The organism is Aeromicrobium sp., assembly GCF_036675695.1.
Taxonomy (GTDB): domain Bacteria; phylum Actinomycetota; class Actinomycetes; order Propionibacteriales; family Nocardioidaceae; genus Aeromicrobium.
The window spans coordinates 1-18,032 of sequence record NZ_JAKFEL010000055.1; the positions used below are offsets into that span (position 1 = coordinate 1).

An 18,032-nucleotide genomic window follows, 5' to 3' on the forward strand; every position below is an offset into this window, starting at 1 on the left:
GACTCGTACCCAGGCTCTTCGTCCAGGCGGACGAGGAGCCTTTGTCGTGTACGCGGTCCTGTTGAGCGCCGGGTTGGTGTTCATCGCCGAGCTCGGTGACAAGAGCCAGCTCATGTCGATGACCTTTGCCACCCGCTTCCGGTCGCGCACCGTGATCCTCGGCGCGGGCATCGCCTGCGCACTGATCAACTTCGTATCCGCTGCAGTCGGCAATGTCATCGGCGACAACCTGCCTGAGCGGGGCGTACGCATCGCAGCGGGCGTCCTGTTCCTCCTGTTTGCCCTCTGGACCCTGCGCAACCTGCAGGGCGATGAACCTCCAGTCGAGCGGGCCAAGGGCGGTGCCGCCGTGGTTGTCGTGGGCGTGGCATTCGTACTGGCTGAGCTCGGCGACAAGACGATGCTCGCGACGATGACGTTGTCGACGCAGTACCACTGGTGGCAGATCTGGATCGGCAGCACGATCGGCATGCTGATCTCGATCGTGCTTGCTGTGTGGGCAGGGCGCGCACTGCTGCAAGTCCTCCCCATCCGTACCGTCCACATCGTGTCGGCTGGTCTGTTCGCCGCTGTCGGAGTCTGGATGCTCATCGGCTAGGTTCATCCGGTGCTGATTCTGCTCCCGCCTTCTGAGGGCAAGACCCGCCCCGCCGCAGGTACGCCCCTCGAGCTCGAGTCGCTGTCTTTCCCGACCCTCACGCCCGTACGAGCCCAGCTCCTCCGCACGCTGATCAAGATGTGCTCAGGCAACCCCAAGCGCGCCATGCAGGCGCTCGGCCTGGGGCCGACACAAGCCGAGGCGATCGAGATCAACGCAGGTCTCGACAAGGAGCCCACGGCACGCGCGGACGAGATCTACACGGGCGTCCTCTATTCGATGCTCGACCTGCCGACCCTCGATCCGGCGTCGCGCGCACGCGCCGACGAGTCGCTGGCGATCGCGAGCGCCTTGTTCGGTCTCGTTCGACCGAGCGACCACATCCCTGCGTATCGGCTGTCAGGCGACGGATCATTGCCACGACTCGGCACGGTCGCGAGCCGCTGGCGCACCCCACTCCCCCGTGTCTTGAACGAGGCCGCTGGGGACGGACTGATGATCGACCTGCGATCCGGGATGTACGCCGCGTTGGGCAAGCCGACGGCTGACCTGGCCGATCGCACTGTGACGATGCGGGTGCTCCACGAGCACCAAGGCGTACGCAAGGTCGTCAGCCACTTCAACAAGGCGACCAAGGGGCGCATCGTACGAGCGCTGCTCAAATCTGGAGCGGATCCGGCTTCGGTCGATGAGTTGCAAGATCTGCTGGGTGAGCTCGGCTGGACAGTCGAGCGTCAGGGGCAACGCCTCGACGTGGTCGTAGCCGAGATCTAGTCGGGGACGACGGAGAAGTTGCGCAGCGAAGGTGTGCCGTCCGGCCACCAGCTGATCGTCGTGATGGACGCCGGCGCGAGCTCCATCTTGTAGATCACCGGCATCGGCGCATCCAGCGCGAGCCGCACCATCATCTTGATCGGCGTCACGTGGCTGACCGCGACCACCGTCTTGCCCGGGTATGTCTCGAGGAGCCGGTCGCGAGCAGCGGCGACCCGCTCGTACACCGAGTCAAATGGCTCGCCGCCCGGTGGCGAGACCGCAGTCGAGCCGAGCCACCGATCGAGCTCCTCCGGCCAATGCTCCATCACCTCAGGGAAGCTGAAGCCGTCCCATTCGCCGAATGCCGCCTCTGCGAGGCCAGCTTCAAGCTCAACGTCCAGCCCCAGCTCGCGGGAGACGAAGCCCGCGGTCTCACGGGTGCGTTGCAACGGCGACGAGACGATTGCGTCGGCGCCACCGTGGGTGGCGATCCACTTGGCAGCGCGGGCAGCCTGCTCTTCACCGGTCGGCGTCAGGCCGGGGTCTGCTCCCCCGCTGCCGCAGAACAGCTTGCGCTCCGTCGACTCCGTGACGCCGTGGCGCAACAGAATGATCGTGACCGGTGCGCCATGGAGTTCGCTACGCCAGCCCACGAGTGGATTCTTTTCCTTCGCCGGCTGATCGCCATCGAGTGCTGCGTTGACCAAAGCGTCTGCCGCCGAGTTCTCCTCTCGCGGAATCCACGTCCACGTGACGCCTTCCGGAGCAAGAGTCTTTGCCTTCGCGGCGAGAGGCTTCATGTCAGCGTGCTTGATCTTCCAACGTCCAGCCATCTGCTCGATGACGAGCTTGGAGTCCATACGTACTTCGACTTCAGCGTCGGGCGCGTGCTTCCGTGCGAGCTCGAGCCCAGCGATGAGACCGCTGTACTCGGCGACGTTGTTGGTGGCAACGCCGATCGTCTCGCCGCGCTGCGCGATCACGGCGCCGGTGTCGGCATCGCGGATCAGGGCTCCGTACGAAGCCGGTCCCGGGTTGCCCCGCGACCCGCCATCAGCCTCGACGATGATGCGAGCTGTCACAGCCCTGACTCGGCGGTACGTATGAGGATGCGACTGCACTCGGGGCAGCGCAGCACCTCGTCGTCGGGCAGCGCAGCCAGGTCGCGCAGGTCTGCGCTGTTGATCTCGAGCCGACAGCCTTCACACTTCTTGGCACGAAGGGCTGCAGCACCCAGGCCGCCGTATTGCGCGCGCACCTTGTCGTAGAGGTTGGTGAGATCCTCGGGAACGCTCAGCGCGCTCAAAGCCCGCTCGGACTCGGCATCGGCGATCTGTTCGTCGAGTACGGCTACCGCCGCGTCGCGCGCGGCGATGGTCTGATCCAGCTCGGCCTGCACGTTCGACAACTCGATCTGAAATGCGTCGAGTGCGGACTGCGCCTCTTCGAGCGCCTCCATCACCTCAAGCTCCTCATCCTCAAGCGTGGTGATGCGGCGCTCAAGAGCGGTCAGCTCGTGCTGCAGGCTGGCGAGATCCTTGGGGTTGGTGATCGCTCCGGAAGCGAGGCGCTCCTCGTCGCGGGCGCGGCGGGTCTTGACCAGCTCGACCTCAGCGTCTGCCTTGCGCTGATCGCGGGTCAGGTCGTCCACAGCGGTGGCGGCCTCGATTCGGGTGCCATCGAGCTGGGCGACGCGAGCCTGCAGCTCCTCGATCTTGGCGTGCTCCGGGAGGGATTTGCGGCGGTGGTTGAGCTGGGCGAGTGTCGAGTCCGTCGCCTGGAGGTCGAGCAGGGCGGCCTGGGCTGTGGGATCGGCTTTCACAGGGACACCGTACCCGGCACGTGGGCGGTCCACGGATCGGTCACCAGCTCCGAGACCCGTACGTCGAGGCTCCCGACTCGCGCGCTCAGCGCCGCGGCCGCCACAGGGAGCCAGGTCGACTCCGCCGCCCAGTGCGGAACGTCGATGACAGCGCACGCATCGGGGTTCTCCAGGTGCTCGCTGACCGGGTGATGCTTGAGGTCTGAGGTGACGTACACGTCCGCGCCCGCCGCGTCGGCGACGGGAAGCAGGAAGTCGCCAGACCCGCCACAGAGCCCCACGGTGGTGATGAGTCGAGTGCGTTCGCCGGCCACCCGGGTCGCGCTGTGATGCGACGGCAGTCGCTCGGTCACCTGCTGGGCGAAGTCGGCGAGTGTCATCGGCGACTGAAGGGTCCCGATGCGTCCGTGCCCGCGATCGGAACTGCGTGCAGCCAGCTCCAGAACGTCATAGGCGGCCTCTTCGTACGGATGCGCCTCGAGCATCGCCATTCGTACGGTTTCGCGCAGGCGGCGGTCGGCGATCATCTCGATCCGGGTCTCGGCGACCTGCTCAACTGTGCCGACTGAGCCCACAGCGGGGTTGGCGCCATCGAGCGGACGGAATGATCCGACGCCGGTCGACTGGAACTGTGCCGAGTCGTAGTCGCCGATCCGCCCAGCGCCAGCTGCATGCATCGCGGCAGCCACCTTGTCGGCGTCCGCGGTCGGCGCGAAGACGACCCATTTGTCGATCGGCTCGGCAGGGTCTGCGGCGAGCGGCCGGACGTCCGTCAGACCAATGGCGAACGCCATGGACTCAGAGACCCCGAGAGGTGGGCTGTCGGCATTGGTGTGGCAGGTATGGAGGGCGATGCCGTTCTTGATGAGGTCGTGGATCACGCGGCCCTTGGGGCTGGTGGCTGCGACGGAGGTGACGCCCTTGAGGTAGAGCGGGTGGTGAACGACGACCAGGTCGGCCCCCCACGCGATGGCTTCTTCGACGACCGCCTGGACCGGGTCGACTGCAAACAGCACCTTTGAGACGTTCGCGTCGGGGTCACCCGTGACGGTGCCAACGGCGTCCCAGTCGTCGGCCCAACGCGGGTCATACAAGCCGTCGAGGACGGCGACTACTTCACGCAAGGTGGGCATGCCCGAACTCTATCTGCGCGGGTCAGGCCACCACGGCGAGTGCGAACGGAAGGACCTGGCCTGCTCCGTTGCTGCGCAGCTCGCGCGCAGCGACCGCCATGGTCCAACGGCTGTCGACTCGGTCGTCGATCAGCAGGATCGGCTTGCCCTCGAGCGCCTGGATCTGTTCAGCGAGCTCGGCACCGACGTTGAACGCACCCCATACGCCGGCGAGCCGGTAGGCGCTGTTGCCGCCTGGCTCGCCTCGTGGTCCTTCGCCGACCAGAGCGAGGGCACCGAGGTCCTGGAGCTGGCCGATCCGGGCGATACCCCGCGCGAATGAGTCGACCAGCTGTGGCTTGGACCGCGACGGGATGTTGACCACCGCAGCGGGTCGTTCGTCCCACGCCCAGTCCTTGAGCACGCGAACGCAGGCGCCCAGCAAGGCATCGGTGATGGGCGCGTCGGGAGCGCCGGCCGCGAACACCTCCCGCAGGGTCCCGCCCCAGCCGAGATCGGTGAGTCGGGCGACGGCGCGACCTGGTTCGACTCGCTCAGTCTCGGCAATCTTGCCCTTGGCGTTCTGGGAGCCGGTGGGCCACAGCGCACGTGGGTCGATCTCGACGCCAACCTTGTCGAGCGAGGAAGCGGCGACTTGTGCAGCTGACTCGTCCACGGCGGCGGGGTACCAAGCACCCGAACAGTTGTCGCAACGGCCGCATGGCGCAGCTGTCGGGTCATCTAGGTCAGCTTGCAGCATCTCCATGCGGCATGCGCTCGATGTCTCGTAGGTGACCATCGACTTCTGCTCGGCATCGCGCGCCTCGGCGATGCGCTCGTAGCGTTCTTTGTCGTACCTCCACGGCTGGCCGGTCGCGATCCATCCTCCGGTGACCTTGCGTACGGCGCCGTCGACGTCGAGAACCTTCAGCAGCAGCTCCAGCGGCGTACGGCGCAGGTCAACCAGCGCTTCGAGCGCTGGAGTGGAGATCGGTGAGTCGCTGAGCGCGTTGATGACGGCGGCGGCGCGGGCCTCGTTGGGCATCGACGAGGTCGCGAAGTAGTGCCAGATGTCGGGGTCTTCGCGGCCCGGGAGCAGCAGCACGTCGGCGCTCTCGGTGGCGCGGCCAGCACGGCCGACCTGTTGGTAGTAGGCGACTGGCGATGACGGAGCGCCGAGGTGGATCACGAAGCCGAGGTCCGGTTTGTCGAACCCCATGCCGAGTGCGCTCGTGGCGACCAGCGCCTTGAGCTCGTTGTCCTTGAGCTGTCGTTCGAGCTCCTCTCGCTGGTCGGTGTCCGTACGGCCGGTGTAGGCACGCACCTGATGACCGGCTTCGCGTAGGAGGCGGGCCGTGTCTTCGGCAGCCGACACGGTGAGCGTGTAGATGATGCCGCTGCCCGGCATGTCGCCCAGATGACTCAGCAGCCAGCCGAGCCGTGCGCGCGAGTCGGACAGCTGGAGCACGCCGAGCCGCAGGGACGTACGCGCGAGCGATCCACGGATCGTCAGAACTTCACCGGCAGCTCCGAGCTGTTCGGCGACATCGACAACGACTCGCTCGTTGGCCGTCGCGGTGGTGGCGAGAACCGGGAGGTCCGTAGGCAGCGCCGCGATGAGCTCGGCGAGGCGGCGGTAGTCGGGCCGGAAGTCGTGGCCCCAGTCGGAGATGCAGTGAGCCTCGTCAACTACCAGCATCCCCATTCGGGCGATCAGATCGGGCAGCTGCTCATCGCGGAAACGCGGGTTGTTGAGCCGTTCGGGCGAGACCAGCAGCACGTCGACCTCATCGGCGGCCAGCTTGGCCAGCGTCTCGTCCCACTCGTGCGGGTTGGACGAGTTGATCGCGACGGCTCGTGCGCCGGCCCGAGCGGCGGCCGCAACCTGGTCGCGCATCAGGGCCAGCAGCGGAGACACGAGCAGAGTCGGCCCGGCACCGCGCTGGCGCAGCAGCAGCGTCGCGATGAAGTAGACCGCCGACTTGCCCCAACCCGTGCGCTGAACGACAAGGGCCCTGCTGTGGTCGTCCACGAGAGCACGAATCGCTTCGAGCTGACCGTCATGGAACACCGCGTCAGCGCGACCCGTCAGCGTACGCAGCGCGTCGAGGGCGTCGGTCTCGGTGCTCGCGGTGGTCATACGGCCACTGTGTCAGCCCGCTCCGACAACGTCGGCGGGCAGTCCACAGTCAGCGCAGCTTGATCAGCCAGATTTCACCCTTGGCGCCGGCGAAGGGTCGAACAAGAGCAAAGTCGTCACCCATGAGGTCCCAGCCTCCCTGCGTATCTGCAACCTTGAAGAGCTTCATCCGCTTGGTGTCGATCGCATAGATCTTCGGTTGGCCGTCGGGGTCAAGGACAAACTTCGCCCACCCAGAGTCCAGAGCGAAGTACCAGAAGTCGTCTGCGAGGGGGCCGAACGACACCGGCTTGCCGTCGTTTGTCTTGATGCGGATGCTGCGGTTGACACCCGATCCTTCGCACGTCATGAGGACGCGCTCGTCATAGAGCGCACACTCCAAGTAGTCTTCGACGTTCGTTTTCCCGACATTCAGAACTTTGGTCTTACCGGAGCGCGCATCACGGAAAGTCAATGCATCGGTCGCGACATCTACGTAGCTCATGCCATCGGCATCGACAGAGGCTCCTGTGGCGCCATTGACCAGCTCGGTGAGAGGTGCACTTCCGTCTAGCGGCGCACTCAGGATCTGGCTGTTCTCCGCTCTTTTCGCCTTAGCGTCTTCGTCGCCGAAGCCGAACGTGGATATCAGGACTCGGTTGCCGCTGATCTTTGCTCCGTCGGCGATGCCCGTGTCTCCCTCGACACCATCTTTCTGAGACCCGAGCCTCCGTTCCTTCCCTGTCGAGCGATCGTACGAGTGGAGCGTCCATCTCGCGTTGTAGGCCTCCTGCACCTCGATCCAGGTGACCCACTCATCATTCACGTCGATCCCACGGACTGCTACCTGCTGTGAGCGGGAAGCACCATCCGAGATTGAAGTCACCTTGCCGGTCTGTGGGTTAAACAGAAACACGTCGTCGCGGGTCGTGATCAATGTGGACCCACCGCCAAGAGGTTGGTCGGCCTCGGGGTCCTCCTCGGCCGTGGATCCGTACACGATGCCGTCGGGCGACACTCCCTGGTAGTACGCGACTTGGCCGTTGATCCTTTTCGGCAAGGTAGTGATCACGTCAAAGTCGCGGCCTACCTTCATCGTCAGCGCATCAGCCAAAGCGATGACCTTGGGCTTGGGCTGTGATTGATCGGGATCGGATCCGGAGGTGCATGCCGAGGCGCAGATGAGCACAGCTATTCCTGTGGCAATCCCCCGAAGTCGCATGGCGAATGATTGCACCGATTCAGGTCAGACGGGGCGTGTTCCGATCACTGCTGTGCCGTCGACTTCTTCGTCGCGTTCCATCCACGCCGAGAAGCCGGCGTTTACCAGTGCGGTGATCGTCAACGGTCCCTGCTCCTGGCTCGTCTCGATCAGCACGTACCCGTCAGGCACCAGCCACTCGCCGACCTCAGCGGCAATGCGGCGGTGCAGGTCCACGCCATCGGCTCCCCCGTCCAACGCGACCGTCGACTCGTACAACCGCGCTTCGGGCGGCATCAGCTCGATCGCGTCAGTAGGCACGTAGGGCGCATTGACGACGACGATGTCGACGCGACCCTTCAGCTCCGCAGGAAGAGCCGAGAACAGGTCACCTTCGTGCACGTGCCCATCGGGCTCGAGGTTGAGGCGAGCGCACGCGACAGCGGCAGGATCGATGTCGGCGGCATGCAGCTCGATCCCCTCGCACGTGTCGAGCAGCGCAGCACCGATCGCGCCCGCCCCGCAGCACAGGTCGACCACGATCGCGCCCGGTCTGGCCAGCCTGCCCGCCTCGTTGACCAGCACTTCCGTACGACGTCGCGGCACGAACACGCCCGGCTCGACGATGATCCGTAGGTTGGCGAACTCAACCCAGCCGAGCACGTACTCGAGCGGCTCTCCACCGACTCGACGCGCAACCATCGCCTCGAGCTCGTCCGCGGACTCGGCCTCGTCGACGAGCAGCTTGGCTTCGTCTTCGGCGTACACACATCCCGCGTCGCGCAGGCGACCAACGATCTCGTGATTCTCGGGCTGACTCACAGCGGCTCTGAGACCGCCATGAGCAGTGCCGGGAGCATCTCTCGAAGCTCTGTGGCATCGAAGGCGTCCGCGCTCGTCGACAGGAAGGCGTTGCGCATTGCTTCGTCGAAGACACCCATGAGGATCAGGGTCATCTGCTCGACAGGCAGAGCCAGCTTGCGTTGGAGCGCCTCGACGGCGCCTGTGATGATCGTCGCGAACTCGGCGCGGGTCTGGGTCCAGAGCTCCTGATAGACAGCGGCAATCTCGCGCTGACGCACACCGTGGATCACGAACTCCTGGTGCACCAGGAACCACGTACGGTCGGTCGGCTGGCTTCCGAGGAACTGGTCCAGCACCCGCAGGATTGTCTCTGCGTCGGTCTCCGCCGGCGACCGCAGCTCGATGTCGAGCGCGGCTTGCACCCGACCCAGCATGAGGTCCTTCTCGCGCCTGAACAGATCGAGCACGAGGTCGTCTTTGCTCTCGAAGTTGGAATAGAACGCACCCCGCGTGAAGCCGGCCCGCTCGCAGATCTCCTCGACGGTCGCGCCCTGAATTCCACTCGATGCCAAGACGTCTCGCGCCGCATCGAGGAGTCGCTCGCGAGTCGCCTCACGGCGTCGCGTGCTCTTCATCTCAGTGGTTGGCATCCCGTCACGATAACCGAGAAGGGTGCTTTTGGATACATTGACGTATCCAATACACAAACGTATCGTGAGTGGCGTGTCGTCACTCCTGTACTCCCTGGGCCGCTGGTCGTTCGTACACCGGCGACGGGTCGTGGCGTTCTGGATCGTGCTGCTGATCGCCTCCGGTGCACTGATGGGTGCCTTCTCCGAAGGCACCCGCAACTCGTTCGACATCCCCGGCACCGAGTCACAGGCCTCCCTCGACACCCTCGAGCGCACGTTCCCCCAGCTCAGCGGCGCTTCGGCTCAGCTCGTGATGGTCGCTCCCAAAGGCACAACCTTCTCTGATCCCGAGGTGAAGGCCGATGTCGCCCGCACGTTGAAGACGATCGACAAGCTCGACTTCATCGAGAGCACCCTCTCGCCGTACAGCTCGCTGATCAGCCGCTCGATCTCCAACGACGATCGCGCAGCCATCGCCCAGGTGCAGCTCACCGACGGGTTCGGTGACGTCACACCCGACATGCTCACTGACCTCGAGGCCACCGCCACACCACTGAGAGATGCCGGATTCAGCGCCGAGTTCGGCGGGGTGGCGTTCACCAACACCGGACCCAAGCTCACTCCCACCGAGGCTGTCGGCGTCGCCATCACATTTGTGGTGCTGCTTCTGTTTTTGGGGAGCGTCAGCGGCGCCTTGATCCCCTTGGTCACGGCGTTGGTCGGAGTCGGCGTCACGATGAGCATCACCTTCGCCGCCACATCAGTTCTGACGCTGTCGAGCGCCACCCCGTTGCTCGCGCTCATGATCGGTCTAGCCGTCGGCATCGACTACGCGTTGTTCATCATCAGTCGCTACCGCGAAGAGCTCTCTGAAGGTGTCAGCGCGGAGGAGTCGACGGCACGTGCGATTGCGACCGCCGGATCTGCCGTGATCTTCGCCGGCGCCACGGTCATGATCGCCCTGGTCGGCCTCTCGGTCGCCAACATCCCGTTCCTGACGGCAATGGGTGTCGTGGCCGGAGGCGCGGTGTTCGTGGCGGTGCTCGTCGCACTCACTCTCTTGCCGGCTTTCATCGGCTTTGCCGGCAACCGTCTGACCCCCACGGCGCGCGCCGAGGAGAGAGCTGCCCGCGCTCGATTCGCCCACCGTTGGGTCAGCGCTGTGACCCGCAGACCCGTTGCGACGATCACGCTCGTCGTGGTCGTCCTCGGCTTGATGGCTCTCCCGGCCCGAGGTCTTCTTCTCGCCCTCGATGACAACGGCACAGCTCCCACCTCCACGACCCAGCGCAAGGCGTTTGATCTCGTGACCGAACGATTCGGTCCGGGCTTCAACGCCCCGCTGCTCGTGGAGGCCAACATCGTGGACAGCACCGACCCGCTCGGACTTGTCGCCGGTCTCAAGGCCGACATCGAGCAGATGGACGGCGTCGAAGCGGTCATCCTGGCGACGCCCAACCCGAATGCCGACACGGCCGTCATCGAGATCGTTCCGACCACCGGCGGCTCCGATGTCAAGACCCAGGACCTGGTCGAGCGGATCCGGGCAGCGTCCCCAGCGATCGAGAAGAAGCACGGCGTACGCACCACGGTCACCGGAGCAACCGCGATCCAGATCGACATCTCGTCTCGACTCAAGAGTGCTCTGCTGCCGTTCGGCATCCTCGTCGTCGGCCTGTCGCTGCTCCTGCTTGCGGCAGTGTTCCGGTCCATTCTCGTGCCACTCAAGGCGACGTTGGGCTACCTGTTGTCGCTCGGCGCCTCATTCGGCGCGGTGGCGCTGGTGTTCAACCAAGGCTGGCTCAGCGGCCCACTCAACGTCGAGCACACCGGACCAGTCATCAGCTTCCTGCCGATCGTCCTGATGGGCGTCCTGTTTGGACTCGCCATGGACTACGAGGTCTTCCTCGTCTCCCGCATGAAGGAGGAGTTCGCACGCACCCAGGACGCTTCCGGATCGATCGTGCGTGGCTTCGTCTCCAGCGGTCGGGTCGTGACGGCTGCCGCCGCCATCATGTTCGCGGTGTTCGCCGCCTTCGTGCCCGACGGAGACCCGTCCATCAAACCGGTCGCGCTGGGCCTCGCCGTCGGTGTCTTCGTCGACGCCTTCCTGGTGCGCATGATCGTCGTACCTGCCGCGCTCCAGCTCTTCGGCGCCCGCGCCTGGTGGCTCCCGACCTGGATCGACCGCTGGCTCCCTCATGTCGACGTGGAGGGCGAAGGTCTGCGTGCACGCCTGACTCAGGCTTCCTGGCCGGCCGATCGGGACGATGTCGTGCTCACGGCCGAACACCTTGTTCTCGCCGCACCGTATGACGTCGATCGCGCTCCACTTGACCTGCGCCTCGAGCGTGGTCGCTGGATGCTCGTCACGGGCCACGATCGCGGCGTCAAGAACGCGCTGCTGCTGACACTCGCCGGTCGTCTGCCGTTCGCCGACGGGCAGATGCGCGTGGCCGACCACCTGCTGCCGTACGAGGCAGGCCACGTACGCGCACGCGTCCAGCTGGCCGAGTTCACCGGTATCAATGACCTGGACCCGCAGATGACCGTCGGCGAGCACGTAGCCCAGCAGCTCTCGGTCGGCACGCTGCGCGCCTGGATCGCGAAGTCGCGCATCGACGAGGTCATCACCGGGATCAACTCCGCTCTGTTCGACGCGTATGCCTGGGCCCGTGCCGGCGACCCTCTCCCACTGCGCAGAAATGACCGCGTCGCGTACCTCTCAGATCTCGAGCGCCTGACCCTGGGAGTTGCGCTCACACTGACGTCGTCCCCCGACATCGTGATCATTCCCGACGTCGACGACTTGCGTTCCCCGAGCCAGATCCAGCTGTTCTGGTCGACCGTAGGCGCGCTGACGGGCATCGAGGGCCCCAGTGTCATCGCCAGCGTCACGTACGCCGCCGAGGGACCTCACGACGTCGAGCATGTCGACGTCGTCGAGCTGCCCGCCAGACTCCCCCACCACGAAATGGCCCACTGATGTTCACCTCTCGCTCCCTCCCCTGGTTCGAGCTCGCCCGCCTGACACGCGCACGCCGCACCCGTGTCGCGCTCCTGACGGTCATGGTTGTGCCGCTGCTGGCCGGGCTGCTTCAGACGCTGACCGATGCCGGTGACGACGTCAGCACCGTCCGGGCCGCCATCGTCAACAACGACGAGATCGTGACGACCAAGGACCTCAAGGGAAATGAGAGCCCTGTGGCAGTCGGGCGTCTACTTGCCGGCCAGCTCGCAGGCGACACGTCCTCCGACAACTTCGACTGGGTCATCACCCACAGCAAGGACGCGGCCGCCGGCCTGAAGGACGGCACATACGGCGCCGTGCTGACGATCCCCAAGAACCTGTCGGCGTCGGCCATCTCGATCGCAGGCAAGAACCCCGAACAGGGCACGCTGAGCATCGAGACGAACGACACCACGAGCTACCTCAACGGTCAGATCGCCCGCGTCGTCGGAAAGGCCACCACCTCGACTCTGAACGGCTTCGTCACCACGACATACCTGGAGAACTTGTATGTCGGCTTCGGCACCATCAAGTCTTCCGTCGACAAGGCCGCAGATGGTGCCGGCCAGCTCGACGACGGAGCCCAGCAGCTCAGCGATGGCCTCGCGCTGCTCAAGCAGAAGACGGCGACGTTCCCCGGTGATGCCAAGAAACTTGACTCCGGTGTGGCTCAGCTCGACGACGGAGCACAGCAGCTCGACAGCGGAGTCGCCAAGCTCAAGGACGGCAGCGCACAGCTCAAGAGCGGCTCAGCTCAGCTCGCCTCGGGCATGGACCAGCTCGTCGCGAAATGCCCCGCGCTGATTCTGTTCCAGGCCTATTGCGACGGCGTCGCTCAGGCTCGAGACGGGGCCAAGCAGCTCGCGGGCGGTACGGCCGAGCTCGATGGAGGAATCGGAACTCTGAAGGGTGGCACATCCGAGCTCGCCGATGGCACCGGACAGCTGCATGACGGCACGCGTGCGCTCGCCGATCAGGCTCCCCAGCTCTCCGATGCAATTGCGCAGGCTTCGACCGGCGCAACACTGCTCGCGGGCGGGTCGGGCAAGCTCGCAGACGGTCTCGAGTCCGGCGCCGACCAGGTGCCGAACTACAACGCTGGCGAACGGACCCAGCTCAGCAAGGTCGTAGCGACTCCAGTGACGGCCGAGACCGAGAAGATCAACGCCGTCGAATCGGCGACGCAGGCCCGCATTCCGTTTGTCCTGGCAGTTGCGCTGTTCCTTGGCGCTTTGGCCACCTTCATCTTGCTAACCCCACTCGCGGCTCGTGCTCTCGCGGCGGCACTGCCCGGTTGGCGCGCAACGTTCGCCGGCTACCTTCCTGCCCTGCTGCTCGCGGGAGGCCAGGTTGTCGCTCTGCTCGGAGTGTTCGCCCTGACCGATCGACTCGGCGTGGAGCGACCCGTCCAGTTCACGTTGGTCGCCTTCGTCGCTGCCTGGAGCTTCACAGCCATCGTCCAGGCGCTGGTGGCTCTGTTCGGGCGCGGCGGCATCTTCGCCGGTGCAGCTTGGTTGTTCGTGCAGGCCTCGATGTCGGATCCGAGTCAGCCTGCGGGCAGTCTGCCGAGTCTGCTGGACGCCGTGCGCACCCTCTCGCCGCTGAATCCGGCGATCGACGGCCTTCGTGGAGCCCAGACCGGCGGAGCCGGCATCACGGTGCCGATCATCGCGCTCTCCGTGTGGCTCGTCCTCGGACTCATCGCGACCTCGATCGCGGCCTATCGTGAACGCACCGTCACTGTGACGCAGGTGCAGCTCAGCGCCGCCTGAACATCATTTGTCGCCAGGCCGCCGAGCTACTTGGGCACTTTCTTCCGCTTCGGGGTCACCGCGGCTTTTTCGAGCATCCCCACCAAGGTGGCAACGAGCTCCTCGTTCCCCGGCTTGCGACGTACGAAGTTGTGCAGCTCGCGGATCTGGTTGACCAAGTTGTCTCGGTACAACTCCTGCGAGCCGAGCAGCTCGAGGTCGAGCTTTTCGTGGAAGGTGGGGAAGCGGTCCAAGCGGTCGATCGAGTCGAGCACAGCCATGGTGCGCTGGCACTTCAAGCAGCGGCAGCAGTTCATCGTCGCGAACTCCATGTAGCAAACGCGGAGGTGGCGTTGAGCAACCGGATCGTCGGCGATGAGCTCGATCTTGCGAGCGCGTACGGCCTCGGCACCGTCGTGCTCGACGGCGAGCCGGTCGGTCGACCACAGTCCATCGAGCATGGGGTGCGAGCCCCACTTGCGGCCCGTCGCGTAGCTGTGGGTCGCCGGCACAAGAACCCGGTCGATGACGGGGGAAAACAGAGTCGCAAGGCTCACGAGCGCTGCTCCGTGGGCCTCGGTGCCCCAGCGGGTGTCCGGCTGCAGGAACTTGCGGATGGTCGTCCTGGCGGTGAGGAGTCGGATTCCCTCCTCGTTCGCTACGTCCTCGAGCAATCCGGTGGTGCGCTCGATCGCCTCGGTCTCACGCAGCGGCACGTCGATACCGAAGCCATAGAGGATGGCTCCGATGCGGTCCTGGTTCTTGCTCAGAGTGTGAAAAGAGTCGACACCACCGGTGAAGCAGGAGGCTGTGATCCGCTCGGGCGACTTGCGCCACGAGCGCCGGTCCCGCTCGGCAGGTGGTGCGTGCACCTCAACATGCTTCATGCGGCCCGGGTACCAGGTCGTCATGATGTCCTGGACCCGCTGGATCGAAGCAGCTCGATCAGAGATCGGGTCCGCAAGCTCCAGGACCTCGCCTCGGCGCATCGCCACGATCAACATCGTCGAGAACCACAGGTCGCCCTTGTTGGTCTCGACGAACGGGATCTCGCTTGACGTCACGAACGTGAGGTCCCGGCTTGTGCCATCGGAGAACGTTGCCTCCACCCGCGTGCGGTGCCGACCGTCCTTGAGGATGTCCTGTTGAGTCGGTCCGACCTTCATAGTCACCGGCCCAAGATAGACCACGGCATGACTGCCCCGTTGGCACATGGAAATTCGACGGTGAGACCGGTCGAAGAGCCGCTGGTTCCAACCGTCGAGAGTGGGCGAAGAGGGATCCCTCGTCAAGACCGCACGACGTGGCGGCTTCGCCGCGCGTGCGCACGGTCGGTGGTGGGGCCCGACTCGAGTACTCGCTTGGATTCACCGCAGGACAGGGCTCCCAGAATGACCAAGGGCTCCTCGCCTCGCACTCAGGTGGGGAGCCCTGTCCTGTGGTGGGCGAAGAGGGACTCGAACCCCCGACCTCCCGGGTGTAAACCGGATGCTCTAACCAACTGAGCTATTCGCCCTCGGGAACCAGCGGAACATTACCGCAGACCTGTGCCGATCAAGAAAATGAAGCGGCTGCCAAGGTCTCGGGTCCCTGGCAGCCGCAGCAGAAATATCAAACCGCATCCACGACATACTGCGCAGCCAAATTGACCAAGAACTCAGGAAATATCCGCAAGAATTTCGCGGACGTCAGCCAGGTTCCGTGGCTCGCCGATTCCTTGCACGACTTTCCAACGCAAGACACCTTCGCGATCGATCACGAACGTGCCGCGATTCGGGGCCCCAGCGCCCTCGTTGAACGCGCCGTACGAGCGAGAAATGTCGCCATGCGGCCAGAAGTCGCTGAGCAACGAGAACTCATAGCCGTCGCGGTCAGCGAAGGCCCGGTTCGAGAAGAAGTGATCGCACGAGATCGCCAGCACCTCGGCATCGAGCTCGGCGAAATCACCCAGGTTGTCGCGGATCTCGCACAGCTCGCCCGTGCAGATGCCACTGAACGCGAACGGGAAGAACACCAGCACGACGTTCTTGATGCCGCGGAACGACGACAGCGAGATCTCCTCGCCATGCTGGCTCTTGAGCGTGAAGTCCGGTGCAACGTCACCCACGGAAAGAGTCATGCCGCGAGCCTAGCCAGGCCATCTCGCTGGTCGCTCCAGCTCACCTCTTGTGAGCGGTGAGGCGAGTTGCAGCCCATTCGGCAGATGCCGAGGACGTCGTCGTGGTCGACAGGCCCGCAATCGGTGCCGCCTCCACGACGTCGGCGCCCGGCACGTAGCCGGGCCGTCCAATCTTGGGAGTGAGCAGCCATACGGAGCCGCCCTCAGCGAGGTCCTGTAGCGATCCGACGAGCTCGTCGACTAGATCGCCGTCCCCATCGCGCCACCAAAGAATGACTCCGTCAACCACATCGCCGACGTCGCCGTCGACCAGGTTGTTGCCGGTGTGACGCTCAATCTCGACACGGAGCTCCTCGTCGACGTCCTCATCCCAGCCAAGCTCCTGGATGACGGTGTCAGGACCGAAGCCCAACTTGCCCGCGTCCACCGCGATGTCTCCCTACGTTCGTTTGAAAACCTACTGAAAAGTAGGTTTGTCTGCCCTGTTGCCGGTATCACAGTAGCGAACCGAGGGTGGAATGATGGAGGGGTCCACAAGACATCAAGGGAGTGAGCATGTCGCCTACCGGCCAGGAACGTCCGCCCGTCATCCACGAGGGCCTGCCGACGCAGCTCCCTGACATTGACCCCGAAGAGACTGCGGAATGGGTCAGCTCGCTCGACGAGATGATCGACAGCGGCGGTCGAAGCCGCGCCCGGTACGTGATGCTCAAGCTCCTCGAACGTGCCCGCGAACAGAACGTCGGCGTGCCCGCACTTCGCAGCACCGACTTCATCAACACGATCCCGCCCGAGCGCGAACCCTGGTTTCCCGGCAACGAAGCGATCGAACGCCGCATCCGTTCCTACATCCGTTGGAACGCTGCCGTCATGGTCTCTCGAGCCAACCGGCCCGGCCTCGGCGTCGGTGGCCACATCGCGACCTACCAGTCGGCAGCCAGCCTGTACGAGGTCGGCTTCAATCACTTCTTCCGTGGCAAGAACCACCCCGGCGGCGGTGACCACCTCTACTACCAGGGCCACGCGGCACCCGGCATCTATGCGCGTTCGTTCCTCGAGGGACGGCTCAACGAGGAGCAGCTCGATCGGTTCCGTCAGGAGCGCTCGCACGGTGAAGGCAAGGGCTTGTCGTCCTACCCGCACCCGCGTCTCATGTCGGACTACTGGGAGTTCCCCACGGTCTCGATGGGTCTCGGTGCGATCAACGCGATCTACCAGGCTCGCTTCAACCGCTACCTCCACAACCGCGGCATCAAGGACACCAGCCAGCAGCACGTATGGGCGTTCCTCGGTGACGGCGAGATGGGCGAGGTCGAGTCGCTCGGCGCGATCGGTGTTGCCGCCCGCGAGGAGCTCGACAACCTCACGTTCGTCATCAACTGCAACCTGCAGCAGCTCGACGGGCCCGTACGCGGCAACGGCAAGATCATCCAGGAGCTGGAGTCGTACTTCCGCGGCGCCGGCTGGAACGTCATCAAGGTCGTATGGGGCCGCGAGTGGGACGACCTGCTTGCCCGCGACACCGACGGCACACTCGTCAACCAGATGAACCGCACACCCGATGGCGAGTTCCAGACGCTGTCGGTCGAGTCGGGTGCCTACAACCGCGAGAACTTCTTCGGCCCCGACCCGCGCCTGCAGAAGATCGTCGAGCACCTGTCGGACGAGGACATCGAACGGCTCCCCCGCGGTGGCCACGACTACCGCAAGGTCTACGCCGCGTTCGAGGCAGCGCAGAAGCACACCGGCCAGCCGACCGTGATCCTGGCGCACACCATCAAGGGCTGGTTGCTCGAGTCCTTCGCCGGTCGCAACGCGACCCACCAGATGAAGAAGCTGACCAAGGACGACCTCAAGGGCTTCCGCGACCGCCTCAACATCCCGATCTCCGACGACCAGATCGACGGGAGCGATATCGCGCCGTTCTATCACCCGGGCGAGGACAGCGAAGAGATCCAGTACATGAAGGCCCGCCGGGACGCTCTCGGCGGATCCCTGCCCAAGCGCGTGGTCAGCCCGGTCAGCGTGAAGCTGCCCGAAGACTCGATGTACGACGAGCTCAAGAAGGGTTCGGGCAAGCAGCAGATCGCGACGACGATGGCGTTCGT

At 65.0% G+C, this 18,032-nt stretch carries 14 protein-coding genes, 1 tRNA gene and 1 pseudogene; 5 read left to right on the top strand and 11 right to left on the bottom strand.

The features are described 5' to 3' along the window. Both V6M39_RS03805 and V6M39_RS03810 read left to right on the top strand, forming a co-directional pair. The coding region (locus tag V6M39_RS03805) for a TMEM165/GDT1 family protein (RefSeq protein ID WP_332642348.1) at positions 1 to 598 on the top strand (598 nt) is incomplete at its 5' end. 9 nt (positions 599 to 607) lie between these two features. After that, positions 608 to 1,372, top strand: coding sequence for a YaaA family protein (locus V6M39_RS03810; protein WP_332642349.1), 765 nt, complete (start codon positions 608 to 610; stop codon positions 1,370 to 1,372). Here the strand turns inward: V6M39_RS03810 and V6M39_RS03815 are convergent. From V6M39_RS03815 to V6M39_RS03845, 7 genes are all read right to left on the bottom strand, one after another. Then, entirely contained in the window at positions 1,369 to 2,436 is a 1,068-nt protein-coding gene (locus V6M39_RS03815) for a histidine phosphatase family protein (RefSeq protein ID WP_332642350.1), read from the bottom strand. The two genes, V6M39_RS03810 and V6M39_RS03815, sit on opposite strands and share 4 nt — an antisense overlap. Beyond that, the gene (locus tag V6M39_RS03820) at positions 2,433 to 3,176 is read right to left on the bottom strand and encodes a zinc ribbon domain-containing protein (RefSeq protein WP_332642351.1); all 744 of its coding nucleotides are present in this window, start codon (positions 3,174 to 3,176) and stop codon (positions 2,433 to 2,435) included. The genes V6M39_RS03815 and V6M39_RS03820 overlap by 4 nt, the downstream gene beginning before the upstream one ends. Beyond that, positions 3,173 to 4,309 carry a Nif3-like dinuclear metal center hexameric protein gene (locus V6M39_RS03825; protein WP_332642352.1) on the bottom strand — a complete coding sequence of 379 codons (1,137 nt, stop codon included), beginning with the start codon at positions 4,307 to 4,309 and terminating at the stop codon, positions 3,173 to 3,175. The genes V6M39_RS03820 and V6M39_RS03825 overlap by 4 nt, the downstream gene beginning before the upstream one ends. A gap of 22 nt (positions 4,310 to 4,331) precedes the next feature. Continuing rightward, positions 4,332 to 6,428 carry a RecQ family ATP-dependent DNA helicase gene (locus tag V6M39_RS03830; RefSeq protein WP_332642353.1) on the bottom strand — a complete coding sequence of 699 codons (2,097 nt, stop codon included), beginning with the start codon at positions 6,426 to 6,428 and terminating at the stop codon, positions 4,332 to 4,334. Positions 6,429 to 6,477: 49 nt separating this feature from the next. Next, positions 6,478 to 7,521 carry a hypothetical protein gene (locus V6M39_RS03835; RefSeq protein ID WP_332642354.1) on the bottom strand — a complete coding sequence of 348 codons (1,044 nt, stop codon included), beginning with the start codon at positions 7,519 to 7,521 and terminating at the stop codon, positions 6,478 to 6,480. Between the two features lie 132 nt (positions 7,522 to 7,653). Continuing rightward, positions 7,654 to 8,430 (bottom strand): putative protein N(5)-glutamine methyltransferase, encoded by a 777-nt coding sequence (locus V6M39_RS03840; RefSeq protein WP_332642355.1) that lies wholly within the window; start codon positions 8,428 to 8,430, stop codon positions 7,654 to 7,656. Continuing rightward, positions 8,427 to 9,062: a TetR/AcrR family transcriptional regulator gene (locus V6M39_RS03845; protein WP_332642356.1), complete on the bottom strand. Its 636-nt coding sequence runs from the start codon at positions 9,060 to 9,062 to the stop codon at positions 8,427 to 8,429. The genes V6M39_RS03840 and V6M39_RS03845 overlap by 4 nt, the downstream gene beginning before the upstream one ends. 73 nt (positions 9,063 to 9,135) lie before the next feature. Here V6M39_RS03845 and V6M39_RS03850 point away from each other — a divergent pair, with 73 nt between their 5' ends. Together V6M39_RS03850 and V6M39_RS03855 are read left to right on the top strand one after the other, a co-directional pair. Then, positions 9,136 to 12,030, top strand: coding sequence for an MMPL family transporter (locus tag V6M39_RS03850; protein WP_332642357.1), 2,895 nt, complete (start codon positions 9,136 to 9,138; stop codon positions 12,028 to 12,030). Further along, a complete protein-coding gene (locus V6M39_RS03855; RefSeq protein ID WP_332642358.1) occupies positions 12,030 to 13,826 on the top strand; it encodes a YhgE/Pip family protein in 1,797 nt (598 codons plus the stop codon). Before V6M39_RS03850 ends, V6M39_RS03855 begins: the two co-directional genes overlap by 1 nt. Positions 13,827 to 13,852: 26 nt before the next feature. On the opposite strand, the gene V6M39_RS03860 is transcribed toward V6M39_RS03855, so the two are convergent. From V6M39_RS03860 to V6M39_RS03875, 4 genes are all read right to left on the bottom strand, one after another. Beyond that, positions 13,853 to 14,977 (bottom strand): hypothetical protein, encoded by a 1,125-nt coding sequence (locus V6M39_RS03860; protein ID WP_332642359.1) that lies wholly within the window; start codon positions 14,975 to 14,977, stop codon positions 13,853 to 13,855. 267 nt (positions 14,978 to 15,244) lie between these two features. Further along, a tRNA-Val gene (locus V6M39_RS03865) sits at positions 15,245 to 15,321 on the bottom strand. A 141-nt stretch (positions 15,322 to 15,462) separates the two neighbouring features. Continuing rightward, positions 15,463 to 15,924 carry a peroxiredoxin gene (locus V6M39_RS03870; RefSeq protein WP_332642360.1) on the bottom strand — a complete coding sequence of 154 codons (462 nt, stop codon included), beginning with the start codon at positions 15,922 to 15,924 and terminating at the stop codon, positions 15,463 to 15,465. Positions 15,925 to 15,964: 40 nt separating this feature from the next. Beyond that, positions 15,965 to 16,351: a DUF3052 domain-containing protein gene (locus V6M39_RS03875; protein WP_332642361.1), complete on the bottom strand. Its 387-nt coding sequence runs from the start codon at positions 16,349 to 16,351 to the stop codon at positions 15,965 to 15,967. A 128-nt stretch (positions 16,352 to 16,479) separates the two neighbouring features. Here V6M39_RS03875 and V6M39_RS03880 point away from each other — a divergent pair. Beyond that, positions 16,480 to 18,032: pseudogene (locus V6M39_RS03880) on the top strand (pyruvate dehydrogenase (acetyl-transferring), homodimeric type); the annotation flags it as partial.

Bases quoted from the DNA above. Each gene is read 5' to 3' on its own strand.
- V6M39_RS03830 (WP_332642353.1), bottom strand. From the start codon at position 6,428: ATGACCACCGCGAGCACCGAGACCGACGCCCTCGACGCGCTGCGTACG.
- V6M39_RS03870 (WP_332642360.1), bottom strand. From the start codon at position 15,924: ATGACTCTTTCCGTGGGTGACGTTGCACCGGACTTCACGCTCAAGAGC.
- V6M39_RS03855 (WP_332642358.1), top strand. From the start codon at position 12,030: ATGTTCACCTCTCGCTCCCTCCCCTGGTTCGAGCTCGCCCGCCTGACA.
- V6M39_RS03825 (WP_332642352.1), bottom strand. From the start codon at position 4,309: ATGCCCACCTTGCGTGAAGTAGTCGCCGTCCTCGACGGCTTGTATGAC.
- V6M39_RS03845 (WP_332642356.1), bottom strand. From the start codon at position 9,062: ATGCCAACCACTGAGATGAAGAGCACGCGACGCCGTGAGGCGACTCGC.